We start from the raw sequence: 19,604 nt of genomic DNA on the forward strand, positions 1-19,604 counted from the left end.
AGCAGTGACGTCCCCGCTCACGCGTCGACTCCGCCGACCCCGATGATCCGATGAGCGGCGGCGCGCCTCCACCCGACAATTCGGCCAAGGAAGACGACGGCATGGACCCCCCTGGGCCCGATGGTCGTCAGAAGCCGAAGTTCGACGTCGACAACAACTGCGGTTGGCTCACCAGAATGTTGCTGCGGATCGGCGGCTTCCACCGCCCGTGGATCGACAACAATTCCGACGCCTCCAAACTTGCCGCCCAAGCCGGGATCCTGATTCTGGTGCCTACCATCGCCTTCGGCGGCGTTCTGGCCAGTGCCTGGGCAGTCAACGTCGGGCACCGCTTCAACTACTGGTTCATCTGGGTCCTTGCCGCCGTGTGGGCACTGTTCGTATTCTGCGTCGACCGATGGATCATGACCTCGATCGACTACGGCGACCTATTGGTCGGACCCCAAAACTGGCTTCGGCGAGCATGGCGTTCGGCATGGTTCTACCTCGCACGCATCGGGATGGCGGTCGTCGTCGGTTACGTCATCTCCGAATCGGTCGCTCTCGGCATGTTCAACACCGCAATCGAACGGGAGCTGCCGAGCATCCAGTCCGACAACCTCACCGACTACAAAGCATCCATAGGCGCAGAGTACGACACAGCAATCGCCGATGCGAAAGATGCGCGCACAGCCGCCGAAAACGCTCGAGATATAGCCAATAGCACCCGGGAGACTGCCCAGGCTGATTGGCAGGATGAACGTCGGGGGACTGGAGGCACGCTTGACGCCGGCGACAGTCCCCCCAGCGCGAACTGTCTACTTCCGAGCGACCCGCGGGAGATCTGCGCGGAAAGCAACAGAAGATACGTGTACAACCAAGCCGACACGACTGCAATTACCAGCCAGCAGAAGGCCCTAGAGGCGCAGGACCTCGTTCGTACGCTGGAGAGCACCCGCCAGACTCGAATCGACGAGAAGGCCGCCAAATACGAAGCGGTCAACGCCGCCGACACCAATGCTGTGACTCGCCACAGAGCCCTTGTCCGACTCATCGGCGACGACCTCGGATACAGATGGTTCTACATCGTCATCATCGTCACGCTACTTGTCGTCGACCTCACCCCACTGCTGCTCAAACTATTCGGCCCTCACACTCCCTACCTGGAAAATGCGCGACGGGACGCAGCTCGTCTGCGCGCCCGCACCACTGTCCAAGTAATCGAAGGCGCGAAGGGCGAAGCGGACGCCCAATACGACTTGGACGACCGCAAGCACCGCAACCGGGCGAACACTGTGGCCCATGCCGGTGACCTCGACGAACGCGAGCACCGCAACCGGATGGACTCGCTGACCCGAGAACACGAGCACACCCTGGCCGACGCTGCCGCGAAGCACGCCGTCGCACAGACCCGTGAAGCGCTGCACAAACTGTCGGACGACTCCGCCGCCGCAAAGGATCTGGCCGACCACTATCTCAAGACCGCGTTTGCACACCTGAAAGAGCGCCGCCACCGTCCGCGCGCAACCCCCACCCAGCCATACACACAACAACACCCGCGCAACGCACAGCAAGGTGAACAACAACCCGACGACCTCAGCGGCGAGACCCCAACTCCGACACCGCAACCCCCACAGACACCGCAACCGCAACCCCCACCGGCGCCGGCACCGGCACCGCGCGCAAGCAACCACAGACCTCCTGCTGCTTCGCCGCGCGATGAGTACGGACTCGAGATCGGCAATGTGTTTCCCGACGACACAGTCGACAACCCGCTCGACAGGCACTGGCGAATCACAAAGTTCTGGCGACACGTCAACGGCGGTTCTCTTCTACTCGCCGTCGACGAGGACAGTCCCGACAACGGAATCGAATACGTGATCAAGGTCTACCTCCCCGACCGCTCCTGGAAGCTCCGAAAGCGTGATCGGGCCCAAGGCCTCGCCGAACTCGATGCTGTTCCCGCACTGGGCGTGTCGATAAACGACGCCGTCGCAGACGTCTACTTTTCGGACATCTACCAAGACCAGATGGTGATCGTCACCCGACGATATCCCCACACCCTGAATACATTTCAAGACGCCCGAATCAACGGCAACGAGCCCGGGGGCTTCGACCTTGCCCTGGTACTGCAGATCGCCGAACGACTACTCAGCGCACTGGCCTGGTCGTGGACGAAAAGAGAGAAGGGGGCTCGCGCGTACCTGGATATGAAGCCCCCCAACATCTGCATCGACAACGACGGCACCCCGAAGATCATCGACTGGGCACTTTCTCGCAGTCTCGATGAGGCCGCACACACCAGCTCACGGCTGCGGTTGCAAAGCCTCTTCTACTCGCCACCAGAGCAAGGCTCAGCAGGGCAGCTGTGGCCGACCCACCTCGTTGCCGCCGACATCTACGCCTGGGCCGCAACTCTGTACGAGATGATCACCGGGAAGCCGCCGTATCTGTACGAGGCCGAACAGCAAGGAATCACCCTCAACGACTTCCAAAACGGCAACCCTCGTGCCGAAAGGGCCTTGGACTCATATCGCAGACTGCGCAGTGGGCCTCTCACCCCGGTTTCGAAGTTCGCACCGTTTGTACCCGAAGGTCTCGACAACTTGCTGCGTCGATGCCTCGACCCTGCACCCGAAAGACGCCACGTAGTGCCGACGGACAACAGTTTCGACGCACGTGTGAAAGCAGCTGAACGTAGCGCGGACCAGCTCATTCGATGGCTACGACTCGTCAAACAAGATGCTCTGCACGTAGACGCAGGCGGCGCGATACCGGCAGCCCAACAGGTCGGTAACTTCACGCGTTTCAAGAAACCTCCCAAGCAACAACAGCAACAGGACGTCATCGGCAATGCTGGCCATCTGGTTCAACAGCAGCACCAGCCGCGAACACCGCACCCCGACAGTGTGCCGACCGACGACCCCCCTTACCTGCCACCGGACAACGATCCGGACGCGCCGCGCTCACCCGCCATCAATCGCTAACGGAGTTCCGATGCCCATCAAGTCAACAGGCCGGCGGTTTCCACGGCCACGCGTGTCGAAGCGTTCGCTGCGGCGACGTCTCGACCGACTTCGGCACTGCCCACTGATCGGACGAGTCGGGACCATCGCGGTGGGTGCTCTCATCGCGGCCGGATTGTGGATGATCGATTGGCGGATGGGCATGGCGATCATTACCGCGCTGTTGGCCGGCTGCGGACTGTGGTGGTTGGCGTCTCGACGCGGCACACGAAACGGTGCTGCCCGAACCGTCGAACTGAGACCCGTCTCGCACACGCCCACCACCGACCGCCTCGGCAAGGCGTCGCTCGACAACACGCAGCGCGTCTTTCTACATGATCTGCGCGGCACGAGCGATATTCCACCCATCGAGTTGCGAGGCGAAACAGTGACGTTGGGGCGCGCACGAGGTAAAACAGCGGTCGTCACCGATAGAAAAACAAGACGCCAGCGTGCGCACTTCGTCCGTCACCCACAGACGCGTCGGTGGTGGGTGACAGCGTTGTCCGGCGCGCCCATCACCGTCGATGGGCATCGCCTGTACGCAGGCCAACCGCCGTTCGAGATACACGACGGCGCGGTCCTGATTGTGGGGGCTTCGGTGTATCGCGTCACGTACGTCGGCGAGCAACATTTCCCGCCGACCATCCCCGTCGGACAGGTACACACCGAGCGTGCTGCGCCCGCCGTGCGACAAAGCCTGCCCCACACACTCGGACGACCTATTCCCCAACCAGCCGGTGACGAGTCACCCACGCAGGCAATGGCACCCGCAGCAGCAGCGCCTCTCAAACTCCAAGCAGCCGGGGAGACCTCGGCGGGCGACCGCCGTCACAACAACGACGTTTTCCTGATTCGAGGACACACATCAGCGATTGCCGATGCCGCGGGCGGCGGCGAAGACGGCGTCCTCACAGCCCGAACCGTACGCGCGACACTACGAACCCTTCTGCCCACCTCGCCTATCGACGACGTCTTCGCCGCCACTGATCAAGCACTTCGAGGACTCCGCGGACGCTCGGTTCTCGCCGCGCCTTCCACGCTCGACGTCCTGACACTCGACACCTCCACTTTCACTGTCTCCGGCGGGCACGTGGGAGACAGTCAGGTGTTTCGTGCCCACACCGACACAGCCGACGACACCGTTCACGTCACAGCGATGACACCAGCCCTGCATCAGCACGCTGCCCTGGACAACGCAATCGGGTTCTTCTCCGACGCCCCAGCGGGCTACACCTACAAGTTGTCTCGATGGCACCAGCCAGCAGTAGCCAATGACCGCTACATCATGGTCACAGACGGCTTCCTCAACGCCTGGTCCGGCCCGCACACCCAAATGGACACCACACCTGATCGAGACCCTGAAGACGCCATACGTGAGGTTCTCGGATCCCAGCCACCGGATGCCAGTCCCGCTCGACTAGCAGAAGCACTCGTTCGTGCGGCCCTTTCTGAGCACAAACGCCACGGCACAATCGCCGACAACATCACCGTGGTCGTGGCGCATCTGTCACCCAGTGCTGAACCGGAACAAGGAGGATCCCGTTGAAAGCGCCCTATGTCCTTCCACCTCTCGAGACTGGACAGCACGGATTCCACGTCGAATCGATCTACACGCCATTCACAAGATACATACTCAACAATTTCGAGGGCGACCCAAGACTGAGCAACAACTGGTGCCCCGCAGTTGTCCGGGACACGGAGACGGGCGCATATCACGTGGTCAACCACAGCGAGTACCCCGTATACGTCGCGATGAGCGTACCGCTTAAGTCATCCAGTTTGTCATACAGGCAGGTGAAACTTGATGCAGCAGAACCTGAACACAGACTGGGTAGCCACACCTACGGCGCAGTACTCGAACAATTACCCAGAGAAGCACGCGAATCAGGAGACGCCCGCGATGAGCGCAAAGGCAATCGCTTTGCACTGTCAGAACCTGGTGCCCGTTACCGCATAGCGGTTGGACCACCTCCAGCGTTTGCAGTCCACGCCATCCGCCGCCAGCGCGAGTACGTTGTACTGGTCGACACGCCCGAAGCAGGCCCCGACACATCGAATTCGGATCTTATCCCGACTTTCGTACCGAACGAGCATATCGAACAGCTTTCATCCAACGAACACATTGCTCGGGCGCTGCGCGAATGGCTACACGACGACAAGCACAAAAGCACTCTTTTCTGGTTGACCTTTCGTGAATATGAATTCATTATCGGCGGGTTCTCGAATCCCAAAATCGTCAGAAAAGGCAAGATAGAAGAGTGGCTTGGAAGCTACTCGATCAGCGAGACAGGCGTATTCAAGAATCTCCACAGAGTCATGGATAAGCATTTCGACGATATCAACAAGCTGTCATGGGCAAGCGAAGATGGCCTCAATCCAGGGATGAGTCGTTGGCTGGTTGACCACCACGTACTCACTGTCTCGGACGTCACCGACTTCGACAACGAGATGAAGAAGGTACACGGTTCGGGATGGACGTCGCTGTTCGGTTGACACAAAGAAGCTGCTGAAGCAGAAAGTGAGCGGTGTTCACGAACAGTCGGCCTCTAGACTCCGAATACCAATTCCCACTAGGTCTCGCGAGGTCGGCGGTGTCACAGCGTTACCGCACATCCGGACGTCTCGTTGCTTGGTTCCCCCGCGTAGAACGTACGAGGACGGAAATCCCATTGCGCCTTTGAGTTCCGGTACGTCGAGCATTCTGAAGGACAGGTCTTCGACGGCGATCGGTCGGCGTGTGGACTTTCGATGGTGAGCGGCAGCGGGCACGACCAAGCCATGGTGGTTACCCGATGCCGTCACGGTGCAGAGAGCGTCGCTGACCGATCGCGCAGTCGAACCTCCACCTCGCAGCTCTGCGATGAACGGGGTGATCACCGCATGATGGCGGCCGCCCGCGGATACGGTCGACAGCGCCTCCGAGGTTCGATGATTCTTCGACTGGCCCCGCAGCACCGACACGAACGGCTCGAACACCGGGGCCCGCCCCTCAGACGGCCGTGATCTTGCCTGCCGATACTCGAACAGCGTGCCCGCGGCTTCTCTCGCGTCCTCGGCATGCGGAGCTGCCCAATACCGGTCGATGCCGGCCTGGATTCGTGCGATCGTTTTCGGCTTCAACGGACGAGTGCGGTCCCCTATCCGCTGGCCGGTCTTGGTCCAGTCGATGATGGTCGAGGCAGGGAGCCAGTCGGGCTCGAGCACGGTGTCCGCACACGCACGTGCGGGGCACCGGTAGGAGTACTGGCTACGGTACTTACCCACAGCCACCCCTGGGTTCTTCCAGGCCTGCAACGCACGCACGGGCCCGCAGCGAGAGCAGGTTGCCGGCGGACGGACCACGGTCTCGAAGTCAGGTGCCCGGTTGCCGGCCTTCCAGAAGCACACATAGAGGCGATCGCGGGACTGCGGCGCTGGTGTCCCAAAAGTCCATGAGTGCATCGAATTCAGGCAGATAAGGCGATGTTCGTAAACGAGGGCGTGCATCGCCGCGATCCATGGCCTGTAGAGAGGCCATGAGTAGATCTCGACGACGTTCTCGACGAAAACCAATTCGTATCGGTGATACTCGGTGAACCGAACGACGTCCCACATCGTCGCCCTCGATCGCTCGGCGGCCTCGGACGGTAGGTCGTCGGACAGTAACGAGATCTGCGCGGCGAGGCGCTTGGCCCCGCGAGCATTCGAGTGCCAGGTGCATTCGGGGCTGAACCATCCGATTGTCGTGCGAGGAAACAGCTTCGGAGTGATCTGAGAGAGGTCCGCGAGGATGTGCTCGGTGTGCTGGTGGTTGTACTGGTGCGTCTCGATTGCCTTGTCCCAGTGGTTCGACGCTGCCGATACCCTCACCCCGGGGATGGCGATCATTCCGGTCGTGGATCCGCCGGCACCGCAGAAGAAGTCCGATGCCGTGATGTCGAGCGATCCACTCATCGTCCGGCTCCGTCGGGCACGCTGTCCCACACCCGTCGGTCGAGGATCCGGCCGGCGGCCTTACGGCCGACTCGTCGAACTTCGGTGCCGTCGTCGAAGTGGTGGTAGTCACGGAATCTGGCGATCACCTCCGCTGGTGCCCACTCGCCCCACTGCTTGAACAGAAAGGGCACATCGGCAGCGGTGCACTGGTCCCGGATCTCTCGTACCCATCGCGGATGCATAGGCCGTGCCCCGCGGCCGGACTCACCGCCGACGATCACCCAGTCAAGCGCTGGTTCGCGCTCGCCGCCGCATTTCGAGTCTTCGACCGAACGGAGCCCGTCGCGAGTCAGCGCTCCTCCGATTCTGCTGGGTCGTAGGCGCGTGAAGTCGATCGGTCCGAGGAGCGGTTCGGCAGAGACGAACCGAAGAGCTGCAGGCGTGTCCAGCAGCGCCCATACTCGCAAGGTCTGCAGTCTTCTGGTCTTCGGCCGAGACGCCGATCCACAGGTTCGGCAGCGGCCAGCTCTGGTACCAGACATCGGCGGGGCGGAAGGCTGCGACGACGCCAGCGATGGCGTCGTCGACGGCGCGGCGGAAGGCATCGGACTGGAGCAGTGCCCGCATCCGAGCGGGTCTCTTGGTAAGCAATTGAAAGGTGTGCTGGCGGGCGAGCGCGATCACCGCGAACACCCGGGCGATGTAGTCGTCCGGGATTGCTGGATGGAAGAGGTCGCTCATCGAATTCACGAAAATCCGGCGTGGCCGGCTCCATCGCAGCGGCTGGTCGAGCTTGCCGGGGCGCATCTCGACGTCGAATCCGTGCTCGAAGTAGTGCCCCGGTGTGCCGCGGAACCGCTCAGCGAGGGTTTGGGCGTAGCAATGATCGCAGCCCGACGAGACTGCGGTGCAGCCGGTGACCGGGTTCCAGGTTGCGTCGGTCCATTCGATGGCCGTGGCGTCGCCCATCATCGCTCTTCCGGGTCGTGGAGGGCATCGAGGAGCTGGAATCGTAGATCGGCGTCAATCGCGAACGAGATCCCCCTGCTGGGCAATTCGATCGTGTAGCTGTTTCGATCAGGTGCGGTCGTGATGATCCATGGGTTGGGGTGGAGCGGGACAGCGTTTGTGTCGGTGGTGGGGTCGGTTTCGGTCATGGCGTCCTCCGAACGTTGGGTCATTGGCTGCAGACGCTCGACGCTGTTTGCGCATCGGCGCTGGTGATGTCGAGGTCGTATTTCGCGGCCACGGTGAGATACGAAGTGACGTAACGGCATTGGTATGGCGCGTTGGGTGGCAGCCAGGTGTCGATTCCCTTGTCCGACTTCTGCTGATTCGTACGTCCGTCCACCGCGAGCAAGTTGATGTCGACGGCGTTGGCGAAGGCGGTTCGCTGGTCGATCGACCAGGCCCACGCCCCTGCGTCCCACGCCCTCGCCAACGGGTACACGTGATCGATCTGAATCTTCCCGAGGTCGTCGATCGTCGATCCTGTGTAGGGGTCGTGGAGTATCCCTGCTGCGACTTTGCAGTCGCGGGTTCCGGGCTTGAACTCGACGTCGATCAGTTGGGTTGCCAGGACGTCGTTTCGAGTGTCACAGCCGTTGTGCGATCCAGGGGCGGACGAGTCATCGGTCCACGCCGGGCCGAACACGCACCCTGAGCCCTTCTTGCAGGATCGGTCGTATCCATCGACGTCTGCGAGCGAGTCCACCGTTTCGAGCTGAGCGAGGAGCTGCGCGATGGGTACAGGCGTGCTCGCCGCGGCTGGGTCTGGGGTGTCGACCACCGCTGGTCGTGAGAGCGGATCGGCGTGCGTTCCGAACGTGTACGTCCCGACCGCGAGTACGGCCATCACGATGGGCACCGCGATGCGGAGTCGTCCGCGCGCGCTCATCGAACCGCCTCCGCCGGCAAGTCGGCATGCCCGCAGCTTCCGCGCCGCCTACGGTCCGAACGGTCTGACCAACGATGCAGTAGTGCCAGAGTCAGAGCCGAGAAGGCAGCGAGCAACGTGCCGGCCAAGGAGATGACCAAACTGACGGTGACCAGATCCTTCACGATCGGCAGAGCCCCGTTGAAGATCGCGAGCATGCCGACGACGTAGCCGACACATGCAAGCGCAACAGTGCGAGCCTCGCGGCGGCCATCTTCGGCCGCGAGGTGGCGCTCTACGTCGTGGATGAGGCCGTCTCGGCCGGATTGTGGGTCCATCAGGGAGTCCTTTCGTAGTGAGCGCGATAGCAAACGCAGTCCTGCACGGGGTAGATAGCGTCGCGGTGAGGTCTGTGACAGCCGGCCACTGAATCGCACCCCAGGAGCGTTCTCCTGTGGCCGCACCGGGCGGGCAATATGCGCCCGGGTGTCACAAGCGTTGCGAGTTCGGGGCCGTCGGGTACTGGTCTAGTGGCCGGTCGCCGGGATGGACCGGGCCGACGTTGCGACGCCACGGCCCGGTCAGGTAGTCGTAGTGCTCTTGAGTGAAATCGGAACCGATCAGATCTCGTACGACCAAGCCTCGGCCGACATCGCGGGCAGCGACTCTGGCAGCCCCGCATCCGAGGACGCCGAGCAGGTTCATGGTCGCTGTGAGTTCGTGACGCCGATTGTCGCCGCAGGCCGCCGTGTGGGCAGCGTGTGTCGCTTTCCGCCAGCCGGGTGCGCACCACCACGCGGCGCTGACCGTCTCCGGTGCGGTTTCCAGCAGATCGGACTCGACGTCGAGGGTGCGCGCCAAGTCGAACACCTGCCGCCACCGCAATCCGAAAACCACCTCGAAAACGTGGTCCGTCAGCTCATGGTCAGGAACGGTTGGTCGGAAGCGGTCGGCGGCGTTCGGAGTAGCAGCAAAGTACCTCTCAGACAGGCCGTGTTGCATCCGGCGATGGACTTCGCTGGCGATGGCGCTGTGCGCCTTACTGTTCGAGCTGCAGCCGGTACTGCCGGCAGCTCGTGCGTGCGGTGAGAGGTCGACCGAGGGCGGCCGCGTTGTCGAGATCGAGGATTGCATGGGTACTCCCGTTTCTGTGGGACAGATGGTCGGTCTGTCGATCAATTTCTGACTGGTCTCTGTGCCGCTATGCGACCAACAACGCGGCGCGATATCACTCTGCTGCTTAATTTTCCGATCTTTCAGCGCCGTCCAGCCAGTCACCGATCCTGCCGCGGACGGCGTCACCACCGGGGGGATCGTCGTAGGCGTCTTCGAGCGCTCCCCGCGCTCCGGATGAGATGACCGCGAGATCGCAGTCTCGTGTGTCGGCCCAGTCGCCCCACGTCCATCCCCTTCCTGCGTCGATGTGAAATTGTGTTGCTGCAGCCGGAACACCGTCGACGAAGACTTGGATGTGGGTAGGACCATCTGGATCGCGGACGACGATCACCTCGATCCGAAGTGCGGGGGCGAATTTTCTCGTCACGATGTCGCACCGGCCAGACGCTCCGGTCTGTCGAACTCCCCTGCCGCCCGACTGTTCGAGTTCACAGTCCGGTGGCGCTGCGACGAAGCCTCTCTCGGTGGTCGCACACCCTGGACGGGATCGGTATCCATTGCGCCACTGCGGCGTCGAAGCAGCCACTCGATCCCAGTTGCTACAGCACACGCCGAGCAAGAAGCGGCGAACACCATCGCTACACGGCGCGGATCTCCGTCGATGGCGGCATGGTCGGTCCGGCGTAGCAGTGCAGCCCAGGCCAATCCGGCAAATGCAGCAAAAACCGCCAACACTGCCGCCACACCACGCGCTACGGCCAGCGCGCAGTCTCGCGGCGAACCCGAACTGCTCGCAGGTCCATGATTCCTACCGTCGATCCGGACGAGGACTCTCATATTCGACACACCTCTGCTCTTCTCGGAAGTCGGATGGTCAGTCCGCTCATCTGGTGAAAACGGCGACAACAACGAAATGGTCGACGCCGCGGCTTCGTGGAACCACCCACCAAGCCGATACGCCAGGACACTACCCACCGGACCCGGAGTTCGCTAGGGCTCAGCAGCGAAAACGTCCCCGGCGCACCCAGTGCCGGGGACGGGCCTGGGGCGAGCAGCGACCCGGCGCACCGAACCGCCGCTCACTCCTCTCCCCAAGGCGTCCCCTACTCGGTCCCGTACAGCTCGCAGCGGTAGTGGTCTTGACCGCGTTCGTCCACGGCGTCCCAATCGACGCCGACGGCGTCGGCAAGGTGCCGCAGGTCGCCCAGAAAGTCTCCGAACACCGTTGTCAGCTCCTCGGTTTCGAGGCCGATCGGCCTGGCGTATGCGATCAGCCCTTCGGCAGCGTTGGCCGCTCGAACACCGTTGTCCCGGCTTCGGGTATCGAGGGTGTAGCCGATGCGCGGACGCTCGCGTCCCTCGACCGATGCGCGGAGTTCTTTCGACGTCTCGATGCCAGGTAGTCGCTCGGCCTTGTACTCGATAGATGCGTCGGACATGTTGTGTGCCTTTCTTTTTGTGGGAATCGCTACACGATGGGCGTGCAGTGCAGTGCGGCCATCAGGCCGGTATGGATGGCGTGAGCCGGGGATGGTTCGGCGTGTTGGAGGACGTGGGCGGTGGCGTCATCGATGACCACGGTCATGTGGGCTCGGTGGCGGGTGAGCATCACGCACGCTCTGCCGGAGTCGAGATTGAACGGCTCGGCTGTCCGGTACCCGGCAAGCGGGTGCAACACGACAACGGCGGCGCGTTCGAGGCCTTGCAGAGAGTTTGCGGTGCCGACAAGTACGTCGGGGTGATCCGAGAGCAAGGCCCGGACAGCGGCAGCCTGCGTGACATGAGGGACGACGACAGCCAGGTCCGCCGCTGTCATGGCCCGCTGCCCGTCCGGTGTGGTCACATCGGCGTCCAGCAGTTCTCGCGCGCGCAGGGCGCACTGTGTGGCCAGGACGGGGTCGGTTGGGCCTCCGATGACCCGCACTGGCCGATGCGCGAGTTCAGGCAGGTCGGGGCCGCTGGAATCGGTCAGATGCTCCGGTGGGCGACGGGAAGTAAAAGGCAGGCCGGGGTAGAACAGCGGTTGAATGAGGGCCGTTGTCCTCGCGCCGAGACGCCAGGTGTGTTGCAGACGGACCACGCCGACCGAATCGCCGTGAGCTGCTTGCAGAGCGAGGGGGGCAGGCAGGTTCGGTGCGGTCTCGCTGCCCTCCCACCGCGATACGTCTCCTGTGACCACCGGATCGATCTGTCCGGGGTCTCCGACGCAGACGACCTGTCGAGCCATCGCGCCGAGCGCCCCCAGATCGGCGTAGGTGCATTGCCATGCTTCGTCCACGATCAACACATCGGCACCGATTCGGTCCGGGTCCGAGAAGAGCCACCGCGCCGTGGTACCGATGAGAATTGCGCCAGTCTCATTCGACCACCGCACTTTTCGTCCTGCCACTACGGGAGTGTTTCCACTGTCGGGGAGGGGCGCTTTCGCTTTCCAGATCAACGCTGCTCGATCTGTCAGCGCGCCGAGCCGACGTGCGATTTCCACGGCTTGTTCTCGGGTTTGCGCCGCGATACCCACCCGTAGGTCTGCGCGATGGGCCAAGGCGGCGGCGAGCAACGCGACCAGTCGAGTTTTTCCTGCGCCCGGTGGTGACGGGACGACGACGGCGGGGTCTCCGGACCACACAGAGAACAGCACGCGTGCAGTGATCGGGTCGGCCATGATCTGTGATCCGGGCCAGTGGGCGGGCGATGACGGTTCGGTTCCCGTGAAAGGTGTTGCGGCGGTTTTCGGGGTGTCCGTTCGGGGTGCGACGATACGCATTGTTGTGCCGTTCTTCTTCTAATGTGTTGTCAGTGAACATTTTTGATCCCCTAGTGATCCTGGACATCCTCTGCACCCGCTATCAGGACATCGAGCGGGACTTCGCGGCGCACGGCGCTCGGGGCTTGTCCGGTCGAAAGCCAGGAACGGCGAGCGCGGTACAGATTCCAGTACCTCGCCCGTCCTGCTCGCATCGTCGCCGGTGAAGGCGGTTGGGGCATCAAGGTCACCTGGTCTCCGTCGTTCGGTGCGTGCGCTCCGACCGAGCCGAGACCGAGCGTCAGTTTGCCGTTGACCACCTGTGCGGACGTGACGTCGGCAGAGAAGCGCTCGAAGAATTGATCGAGTGCTGATCCGACCCATCCCGTAACTGCCGAATCAACCCGCATCCTCGAGTCCAGCCGGTCGCAGGTCACCGACACCGAAACGTTGCGGCGGCGTGAACCTGTCGGCGGTGCCGCCACCGATGCGATGCCCTGGGCCACGTGTCCCGTGTGCAGCGCTCGTACTCGCCACAGTGGATCACTCAGCAACGCAGCGGCTTTGAGGTCGGCGGCATCGCATCGGGTCCGTAGTCCCATGGCTGCACTAGCTGAGTTGTCCGGCCGTGACCAGTCGTGGCCCGCAGTCGTGGCCGACAATGTCCGATCCCAGGAGTATCGGTCATCGTCGTGTATCGGATCGAGAAGCGGCAACAGCGGTCCCGTTGCGATGCACGCTGCCCACTCATGCAGGCCTGCGACGCTCTCGTCGGTAATGCCGAGCCAGGAACGCCATGTTCGGGCCGCTCGCTCGGCGTCGGGCGCAGTGCCGAGGACCAGACGCGAGGACGACGCAGCAACCAGATCGATCACCGCCGACGTTCCGGGATGGTCGGCCCGATCGGCCCACCATCCGATCATGGCGGCAGCCCCCGCTATGTCCGGATCAGGGTGGTGGGCGTGCGCACGCGCCAGGGCCAGCAGGCTCGGTATCGTCGCGGCGTCATCAGTGAGCAGCATGGCCGGTTCAGCCGTACCCACCGTCGTTGCCCCGTTGCGAGCGAGCAGGGCCAGAGCCTCGGTGTCGTGCGCGGACTCTTCGGTGCATCCATCTCGAGCGACGGACACGGCCAGCGTTGTTCCTCGCGTGACCGCACGCACGGCCACTGCGGTCGTGGACGGCTTGAAGGTTGCATGTGCCAGCCGAGGGACCGGTTGCATCTTCTCGGCGGCGTAGAGGCGTTGCGCGAGGTCGAACCACTCCACGCTCATCGCTCGTCACCGTCGACGAGGATCAGGGCGTTGCTCGCGCACTCCCACCCTGCGCGCAACGCCATTGTGGCGGCGTCGGCCGCTGCGCTGGCGACGACGATGCGGATATCGGCGGCGGCGATTCCAGTGCCGGTGAGCACCCTGTCTGCGTACTTGAGCAGTTCCACGGGTCCGCTTTCGTTCATCGCGTGGCCCCCGATCCGACTGGCACGTGCACCGTCGATGCCCATGCCGGTGTGACGCCCCTACCCTGGACGCCGCCGATGATTGCGCACACCAGGTGCGACCTCGTGGGCCGGTCGGGCCAGGGTGTATCGCCATCGGTCAGCACCACGACGACGTGGGGTGCAGGGCGCGCAGCGTTGGCTGCGGCGATTCCCACCCTCATATCGGTTCCGCCACCACCAACCAACGTCACATCAGCGACCGATCGTACGTGTTGTGCCGTAGTGGATTTGGCGTCACACGCCAGAATCCGAACCCGGTCGCGTGCGATGCCACCAGCTTTGAGAACTCCCGCCACTTCGCCCATCGCGGCATCGAGGTCTGCGCTCGTCATCGACCCGGACGTGTCGATGACGAGCGAAACCGTGATCGACGGCCCCCGCATAGCCGGGGCGACGATTCCAGGAATGCGACGACGGGAGGGACGGGAGTACGAATAGTTCGTCCTACCCGCCTGCTCTGCCAACGCACGCCGAATTACGGCCCGTAGCAGACGATCCCACGCCACAGTCGGCGGGGCGAGAACATCAGCTGCCCACCGGACCAGTCCCGCCGGGGCACTACCTCGACCGGTACCAGCTGCTTCGCGAACTGCCTGCGCGACAGATCGGCGCACCAGGTCCGCTTCCGCATTGTCCAGTCCCTCCGTGATCACTTCTCCCGAGCCGATGAGTTCGCCGGGGACCGCAGGGCACCCCGATCCTGATCCGCATCCCGGATCGCCTTCAGCGCCAGCGAGTTCGACGGCAATCGGTTGCACAACCGGGTCACGTAGGTAGTCGTAGTACTGCTCGGCTGTGTCTCCGGGAAGGCAGCCGAACGATTGAGGGGTGATCACCCCTTCGGGCAGGCCGACTCCCGCAGCCAACAGGTCGTCGTTGATTTCGGCGTCGGCCGCGAAGTTCCACACCAGGTGATCGATGGGCTTCCCCAGAGCGGCGGCGCGGTCAGCATGTGCCCGCAACAGATGCCCGACCTCGTGCAGTAGCACTGCACCGACCATCGGCACCGGCCATGCGCAAGGCCCGATCAACAGATCCGGGTCCAAGTACAGCCGCCACCGAGCATCCACCGCGAAGGTACCCAGGCCCGGTGCCGCCACGGGTTGGGCTGCGAACAGGGCGCGCATGAAGTAGGGCATGTGTTCGGCCGACACCAGCCGTGCGAGTCGGAACGCTCGCATTTCAGCCGGTTCGAGCGCGCGCACACCGCTCATGCCGCTGCCTCGACCAAGCCCGCTGCCACCAGCATCGGTGCAAATCGGCGCGCGCTGGCCGGAACGGAGGCCTTCGCCGGTCGCGCTTTCGCCAGGGTTCGTGCCGCAGCCCCGGCTACGTCGGGCGCTCCTGCCTCGGCGGCGGCAATCAGCGGACCCCAGGCGTTGCGCCACGCTTCGACAGTGCCGCGCGAGGCCGCCCACGCCGTCACACCGGACAGCACGGCCCACACCAGATCAGGACGCGAGCGCCAATCGAACGCTGTCTCGGGGTTTTCGACAACGGCTACGGGGTCGGGGAGGTCGGCGTTGCGACGCCATTCGAGGAACTCGACACCGGTGCCTTCCCCGATCAGGCCGAACACCACCGCGTTGGTCGCGGCGTTGTCATCGTCGCGAAGATGTGGCAACACCTTCGCGAGCATCGACCAGGTGCGCCGAGACGGCCATGCGCCACCTGTCTGCACTCCGACCTTCGGGAACGCATCGAGCGCCTCGGGTGCACGCTGGATGTACCCGATGATGGAACTGCGCACCAACGCCTCCCGCTGCTCGTCGCTGGTCACCGCACGCGAATAGGCTGTGCTTGCCCAACCCGTGGCCATGCCGTCGAGCCATTCATCGACAGACGGCGTGAACTCGATGTGGCAGAAGCGGTTTGCCAAGGGGGCCTCCAACTCGTACCCCCCTGCTGCGCAATCGGGCGGATTTGCACCTGCGATGACCCGAGTCTCCTTCGGCAGTTGCAGATCACCCACCTTCAAATCCAGTGCGACTGCCAGCATCGCAGCCTGAACGGCCGGTGGACTCGTGGTCAGCTCGTCCAGAAAGAGGTAGCCCCCGCCCTCTGCATGTAGCCGTCGCGCCCAATCCGGGGCCTCCAATCTCACTCCACTCTCACGGACTACCGGCAGGCCTGCGAAGTCGGCAGGCTCCCGCAAGGACCCCAAGACCGTTTCGCACAACACCCCTTCGGATGCAGCAAGTGCTCGAACCAGGCTCGACTTCCCCATACCCGGCCCCGAAATCAACAACGACGGGACACCAGCCCTTCCGCACGCATCCACAACAGTTACCGCAGTCGCCAAATCCGGCATTTGAAACTCCTCGAAAGATGGGCAAGATGGTCAGTCTCGCCAACAACAGAACGCCTCAATCATACCGCGCCAGAACGCTTTTCACCCAGTCACACCAACCGCCACTGTCCCCGGCGCACTCAGTGCCGGGGACAGTGGCGGTCCGGGCTCAAAAAGCACCGGACCGCCACGTGTGCTGGGTGAAGTGTCCGGGTCCCTCGATATCGTCGAACCCACTCGAAAAAGGCCGGGTCGCCCGAAAGAAAGGACCCAACACGTGACACCGCTCGAAACAGCCATCGCCGCGCCACTGCCCCCGCCCGCGGCGGCGGACATTTCGTCATGGCGCTCGGACGCATTGTGCGCACAGACAGACCCCGAGGAGTTCTTCCCGCCCCCGGGTGGAGCAACCAGCAGAGCAAAGTGGGTCTGCGCAGAATGCCCCGCCAGAGCTGCTTGCCTCGCCCATGCACTGACGTACAACGAACAGCACGGCATTTGGGGCGGAAAGACACCACGAGAGCGCCAAGAGCTTCAGCACACCACAGCCACAGAGAGCCGGCCTACCCGGCATCAACAACAGGCGCTCACGATAGCCACGCTTTCGGCCCAGAACGTCCCAGTCGAGTCCATCGCAAGCCAGCTCGGAATCACCACCCGGCAGGTGTACCGAATACGCTCCCGCACAGCGTGAATCAACGCGCGAGTCGCCGGTCAAACCTGCCCGGTGATGCCGACCCCGTTATAGTCGGCGCGGTCAACCGCGGTTGATTGTTGAAGCGTCTCGACTTGCGTCGCTCCTCGCTGAAAGCTTCTCGCCGCAGGAGATGTCTTGGCCGGCGAGAAGGTCCGCAAGAACGACCGCGCGCGCCGCATGGGCCAAGATTTCGGCAGGTAGCGGTGGACCATCGAGGGTTCGGATTCGCATAGTTGTCAGTATGGCGTTCGACTCCGACAAGTTGCTGTCCCGCAACGTTTCCGGTGCCGATTCACGGGTCACTGGGGTGTCCATGGCATGCATACCTCGCGCATTCTCGACCAGTGCATGTGCGGTGGCCGTATCGCGCCTCGGCCCAAACCGCCTGTTTCGACTGTTGGTTTGCCCTGCAGACAGATCCGTGGGCTCAGGCGACCGAGGTGGCCGTTCGGATGGAGGTGGCCGGCCGACCAGGCATCGATGTCGACGGGATGCACTTCCCATCTCAGCACCTGCCCCTCACCCTGGCTGCGCTTCTTCCCGATTGCATCGATCGATGCCAGGGTTGCGCTCACCCGGTCGATGTCGCCGACACCTCGCCAGAGCACAGTCCGCGTGGAGGTCAGTAGGAGCGGCATCTGGCGTGCGCGATATCGGCCCTGCCGGTCGGAGATGACCGATGGTCGGTACCTCGAGAGTTGCTCGAGCGCACGGTGGTCGGGGCGTCCGCTCCAGTGATGGATTTCCGGGGCGTCGACCGGGTCTTCGGGATAGGCGTATGTAGCGCACCAATGCCAGTCGTCGCCTCCCCCCAGAGTGCACCGAGCGAGTGGCAGATCCAGATCGGCGGGCACTTCGTCGGGGCCGGCGGCTTCGAGGTACTGTCCGCGGCCCCGAGCAGCGGCTTTCTCGTCTTCCCACATCTCGGATGCGAGCAAGCCATCGAGGCTCGTCGCCCATGGAGCTGCATGCGCAAGTCCGACCGCCAGGTGTGCTTTCACCTCAAACGGCCTCATCACGTCAGCGCCTCCATGACTTCCAGCGCCTCCTCACGGCGCTCTCGAAGATGGGTTCGCCAGTCGAGCTCCTTCGGGTCGTCGCCGGCGAGAAGGGTCCGCTCGAAGCTGGTGCGGACGAGACCGTGTCCGATAGCTGTACGCCCGCCGATGGTTCCGGACTCGACGAACCTGCCGACGACGTCGGAGAAGAAGGCCACGTCCAGATCGGTTGCGCGATCGAGACGCAAGAAGGACTCGAATCGTGTACCGGCAGGCAGTGTTTCGATCTCGTAACGCATCAGAGAGCTACCGTCGACGGTGGCTGCGTCGGTTCGGGCGACTGTGGGGAAGTCATGATCGGTGGAATCGTCGAACCGGCTGTATCGTTCGAGCGCCATGGTGTCGAATTGGCTCAAGACAGCACGGTCAGGTGCGGGACGGCTCATGAGGTGGTCGGTTTCGAGGACGTGCGGAATCACTTTGCCCACGCGGAGACAGCCGTCGATCATTCGACCGCCGCCGCTGCCGCCAAAGACGCTGACCTGTGGGTTCAATGTACGGAGCCGGTGGAGCCGTTCGCCGGACAGTGGCTCTCCGGTGACCTTGGTCAGGCTGCCCCCGTTCCGAAGTGTGTGAGCTGCAGACAAGCTGAGAAGCCCTTCGTATGCAAGGGCGTCCCGTAATAGCTCCTCTCCGATCCGCCGGAGCGCCCCTCGGAAGGAGTTGCCGGACACAATCGGAACCAAGGCTGCGGAACCGTTGGGCTGCAGTATTTTTTCGCGCCGGAACAAGGTCGTTGTGGTGGCGCTGTGTTCACCGCGGTGCGAGATCGCCGAGACCGCTGTGATGTCGAGCTGCCAGCGCAGGGTCGAGGTCACTTCTGCCTCCTGGGCGATGTAGCAGTCGCTGTGGTGGCCCGGCGCGCTTGAACAGCTTCGGCCACGATCCGTGTTCGGAGTACGAGGGCGGTGGTGTTTTCCCGTAAGAGGGTCAGGACCGGTATCGATTCCTCGCGTAGAAGGACCGATAGTTCGAGGCGTTGTTCTTTCGTCGACGGCGCTGACTCGAGATCGGTTGCCACGGTGCTCCACCATCGATCGAGGTCGGCTCCGCCGGTGTATGTCGCGACCCGGACTCGGTCTGGCAGGTGGTGGTCCCAGTACAGCTCTCTCCGGCGTCCCACCCACCCGGTGTCCCAGTTGATTCCGTAGTGCAGCAGCAGCAACAGTCGTTCGGCTATTGCTGCTGCACCGGTGACGGGCGGCAGGAAGCTGGCTGCGTCCAGCCAGGTTTGGGTCGGTGTCGTAGCTCTGATCGGGGTCATGCCGTGCCTCTGGTTGACGTTGAAGCCGTCGCTGCGAGGTCGAGGTACACAGGCCGCTCGTTATCTTCTTCCCAGCCCCTGACCATCGGGGGCGGGTCGACCGATCCGGTATGGCTTACAGGCCACCGGCCGACTTCAGGTCTCGGCGAGTGATGCC

19 protein-coding genes and 1 pseudogene are annotated in these 19,604 nt (G+C 63.4%); 4 read left to right on the top strand and 16 right to left on the bottom strand.

Annotation, left to right across the window (positions count from 1 at the left end; all coding sequences use genetic code 11):
- The first annotated feature begins 50 nt into the window (after positions 1-50).
- From CH262_RS23285 to CH262_RS27390, 3 genes are all read left to right on the top strand, one after another.
- Positions 51-2,966: a DUF4407 domain-containing protein gene (locus CH262_RS23285; protein ID WP_032364844.1), complete on the top strand. Its 2,916-nt coding sequence runs from the start codon at positions 51-53 to the stop codon at positions 2,964-2,966.
- A 10-nt stretch (positions 2,967-2,976) separates the two neighbouring features.
- Positions 2,977-4,533: a SpoIIE family protein phosphatase gene (locus CH262_RS23290; protein ID WP_170945381.1), complete on the top strand. Its 1,557-nt coding sequence runs from the start codon at positions 2,977-2,979 to the stop codon at positions 4,531-4,533.
- A gap of 248 nt (positions 4,534-4,781) precedes the next feature.
- On the top strand, positions 4,782-5,480 hold the full coding sequence (locus CH262_RS27390) for a hypothetical protein (RefSeq protein WP_141214628.1): 699 nt from the start codon (positions 4,782-4,784) through the stop codon (positions 5,478-5,480).
- A 36-nt stretch (positions 5,481-5,516) separates the two neighbouring features.
- Here the strand turns inward: CH262_RS27390 and CH262_RS23295 are convergent, their stop codons facing one another.
- From CH262_RS23295 to CH262_RS23355, 13 genes and pseudogenes are all read right to left on the bottom strand, one after another.
- On the bottom strand, positions 5,517-6,920 hold the full coding sequence (locus tag CH262_RS23295; protein WP_032364842.1) for a DNA cytosine methyltransferase: 1,404 nt from the start codon (positions 6,918-6,920) through the stop codon (positions 5,517-5,519).
- Positions 6,917-7,871, bottom strand: a pseudogene (locus CH262_RS23300) (DUF5131 family protein). The gene CH262_RS23295 and the pseudogene CH262_RS23300 overlap by 4 nt, the downstream one beginning before the upstream one ends.
- A complete protein-coding gene (locus CH262_RS23305; protein ID WP_139278549.1) occupies positions 7,871-8,059 on the bottom strand; it encodes a hypothetical protein in 189 nt (62 codons plus the stop codon). Before CH262_RS23305 ends, CH262_RS23300 begins: the two are co-directional and overlap by 1 nt.
- Before the next feature lie 20 nt (positions 8,060-8,079).
- Positions 8,080-8,799 (bottom strand): HNH endonuclease family protein, encoded by a 720-nt coding sequence (locus CH262_RS23310; RefSeq protein WP_032364841.1) that lies wholly within the window; start codon positions 8,797-8,799, stop codon positions 8,080-8,082.
- Positions 8,796-9,116 (bottom strand): hypothetical protein, encoded by a 321-nt coding sequence (locus CH262_RS23315; protein WP_015586223.1) that lies wholly within the window; start codon positions 9,114-9,116, stop codon positions 8,796-8,798. The genes CH262_RS23310 and CH262_RS23315 overlap by 4 nt, the downstream gene beginning before the upstream one ends.
- A gap of 151 nt (positions 9,117-9,267) precedes the next feature.
- Positions 9,268-9,675 (bottom strand): hypothetical protein, encoded by a 408-nt coding sequence (locus tag CH262_RS23320; RefSeq protein ID WP_032364840.1) that lies wholly within the window; start codon positions 9,673-9,675, stop codon positions 9,268-9,270.
- Positions 9,676-10,018: 343 nt separating this feature from the next.
- The gene (locus CH262_RS23325) at positions 10,019-10,321 is read right to left on the bottom strand and encodes a hypothetical protein (protein ID WP_032364839.1); all 303 of its coding nucleotides are present in this window, start codon (positions 10,319-10,321) and stop codon (positions 10,019-10,021) included.
- A 676-nt stretch (positions 10,322-10,997) separates the two neighbouring features.
- Complete coding sequence (locus CH262_RS23330; RefSeq protein ID WP_032364838.1) at positions 10,998-11,333, bottom strand: hypothetical protein; 336 nt, start codon at positions 11,331-11,333, stop codon at positions 10,998-11,000.
- Positions 11,334-11,362: 29 nt separating this feature from the next.
- Entirely contained in the window at positions 11,363-12,658 is a 1,296-nt protein-coding gene (locus CH262_RS23335) for an AAA family ATPase (RefSeq protein WP_032364837.1), read from the bottom strand.
- Between the two features lie 50 nt (positions 12,659-12,708).
- On the bottom strand, positions 12,709-13,911 hold the full coding sequence (locus CH262_RS23340; RefSeq protein WP_032364836.1) for a hypothetical protein: 1,203 nt from the start codon (positions 13,909-13,911) through the stop codon (positions 12,709-12,711).
- Positions 13,908-14,096, bottom strand: a complete 189-nt coding sequence (locus CH262_RS23345) for a hypothetical protein (protein WP_032364835.1) — start codon at positions 14,094-14,096, stop codon at positions 13,908-13,910. Before CH262_RS23345 ends, CH262_RS23340 begins: the two co-directional genes overlap by 4 nt.
- A complete protein-coding gene (locus tag CH262_RS23350) occupies positions 14,093-15,352 on the bottom strand; it encodes a vWA domain-containing protein (protein WP_032364834.1) in 1,260 nt (419 codons plus the stop codon). Before CH262_RS23350 ends, CH262_RS23345 begins: the two co-directional genes overlap by 4 nt.
- Entirely contained in the window at positions 15,349-16,449 is a 1,101-nt protein-coding gene (locus tag CH262_RS23355) for an ATP-binding protein (RefSeq protein WP_032364833.1), read from the bottom strand. Before CH262_RS23355 ends, CH262_RS23350 begins: the two co-directional genes overlap by 4 nt.
- A 256-nt stretch (positions 16,450-16,705) precedes the next feature.
- On the opposite strand from CH262_RS23355, the gene CH262_RS28480 reads away from it, so the two are divergent.
- Positions 16,706-17,122, top strand: a complete 417-nt coding sequence (locus tag CH262_RS28480) for a WhiB family transcriptional regulator (RefSeq protein WP_256988196.1) — start codon at positions 16,706-16,708, stop codon at positions 17,120-17,122.
- Between the two features lie 302 nt (positions 17,123-17,424).
- Here the strand turns inward: CH262_RS28480 and CH262_RS23365 are convergent, their stop codons facing one another.
- The 3 genes from CH262_RS23365 to CH262_RS23375 are packed head-to-tail and all read right to left on the bottom strand — an operon-like array spanning position 17,425 to position 19,447.
- On the bottom strand, positions 17,425-18,141 hold the full coding sequence (locus CH262_RS23365; protein ID WP_032364832.1) for a hypothetical protein: 717 nt from the start codon (positions 18,139-18,141) through the stop codon (positions 17,425-17,427).
- Positions 18,141-19,001 carry a hypothetical protein gene (locus CH262_RS23370; RefSeq protein WP_032364831.1) on the bottom strand — a complete coding sequence of 287 codons (861 nt, stop codon included), beginning with the start codon at positions 18,999-19,001 and terminating at the stop codon, positions 18,141-18,143. The genes CH262_RS23365 and CH262_RS23370 overlap by 1 nt, the downstream gene beginning before the upstream one ends.
- Positions 18,998-19,447, bottom strand: coding sequence for a hypothetical protein (locus tag CH262_RS23375; protein WP_032364830.1), 450 nt, complete (start codon positions 19,445-19,447; stop codon positions 18,998-19,000). The genes CH262_RS23370 and CH262_RS23375 overlap by 4 nt, the downstream gene beginning before the upstream one ends.
- Positions 19,448-19,604 lie beyond the last annotated feature (157 nt).

It is taken from the genome of Rhodococcus sp. 05-2255-1e (assembly GCF_002259025.1).
In the GTDB taxonomy this organism is placed as follows: domain Bacteria; phylum Actinomycetota; class Actinomycetes; order Mycobacteriales; family Mycobacteriaceae; genus Rhodococcoides; species Rhodococcoides fascians.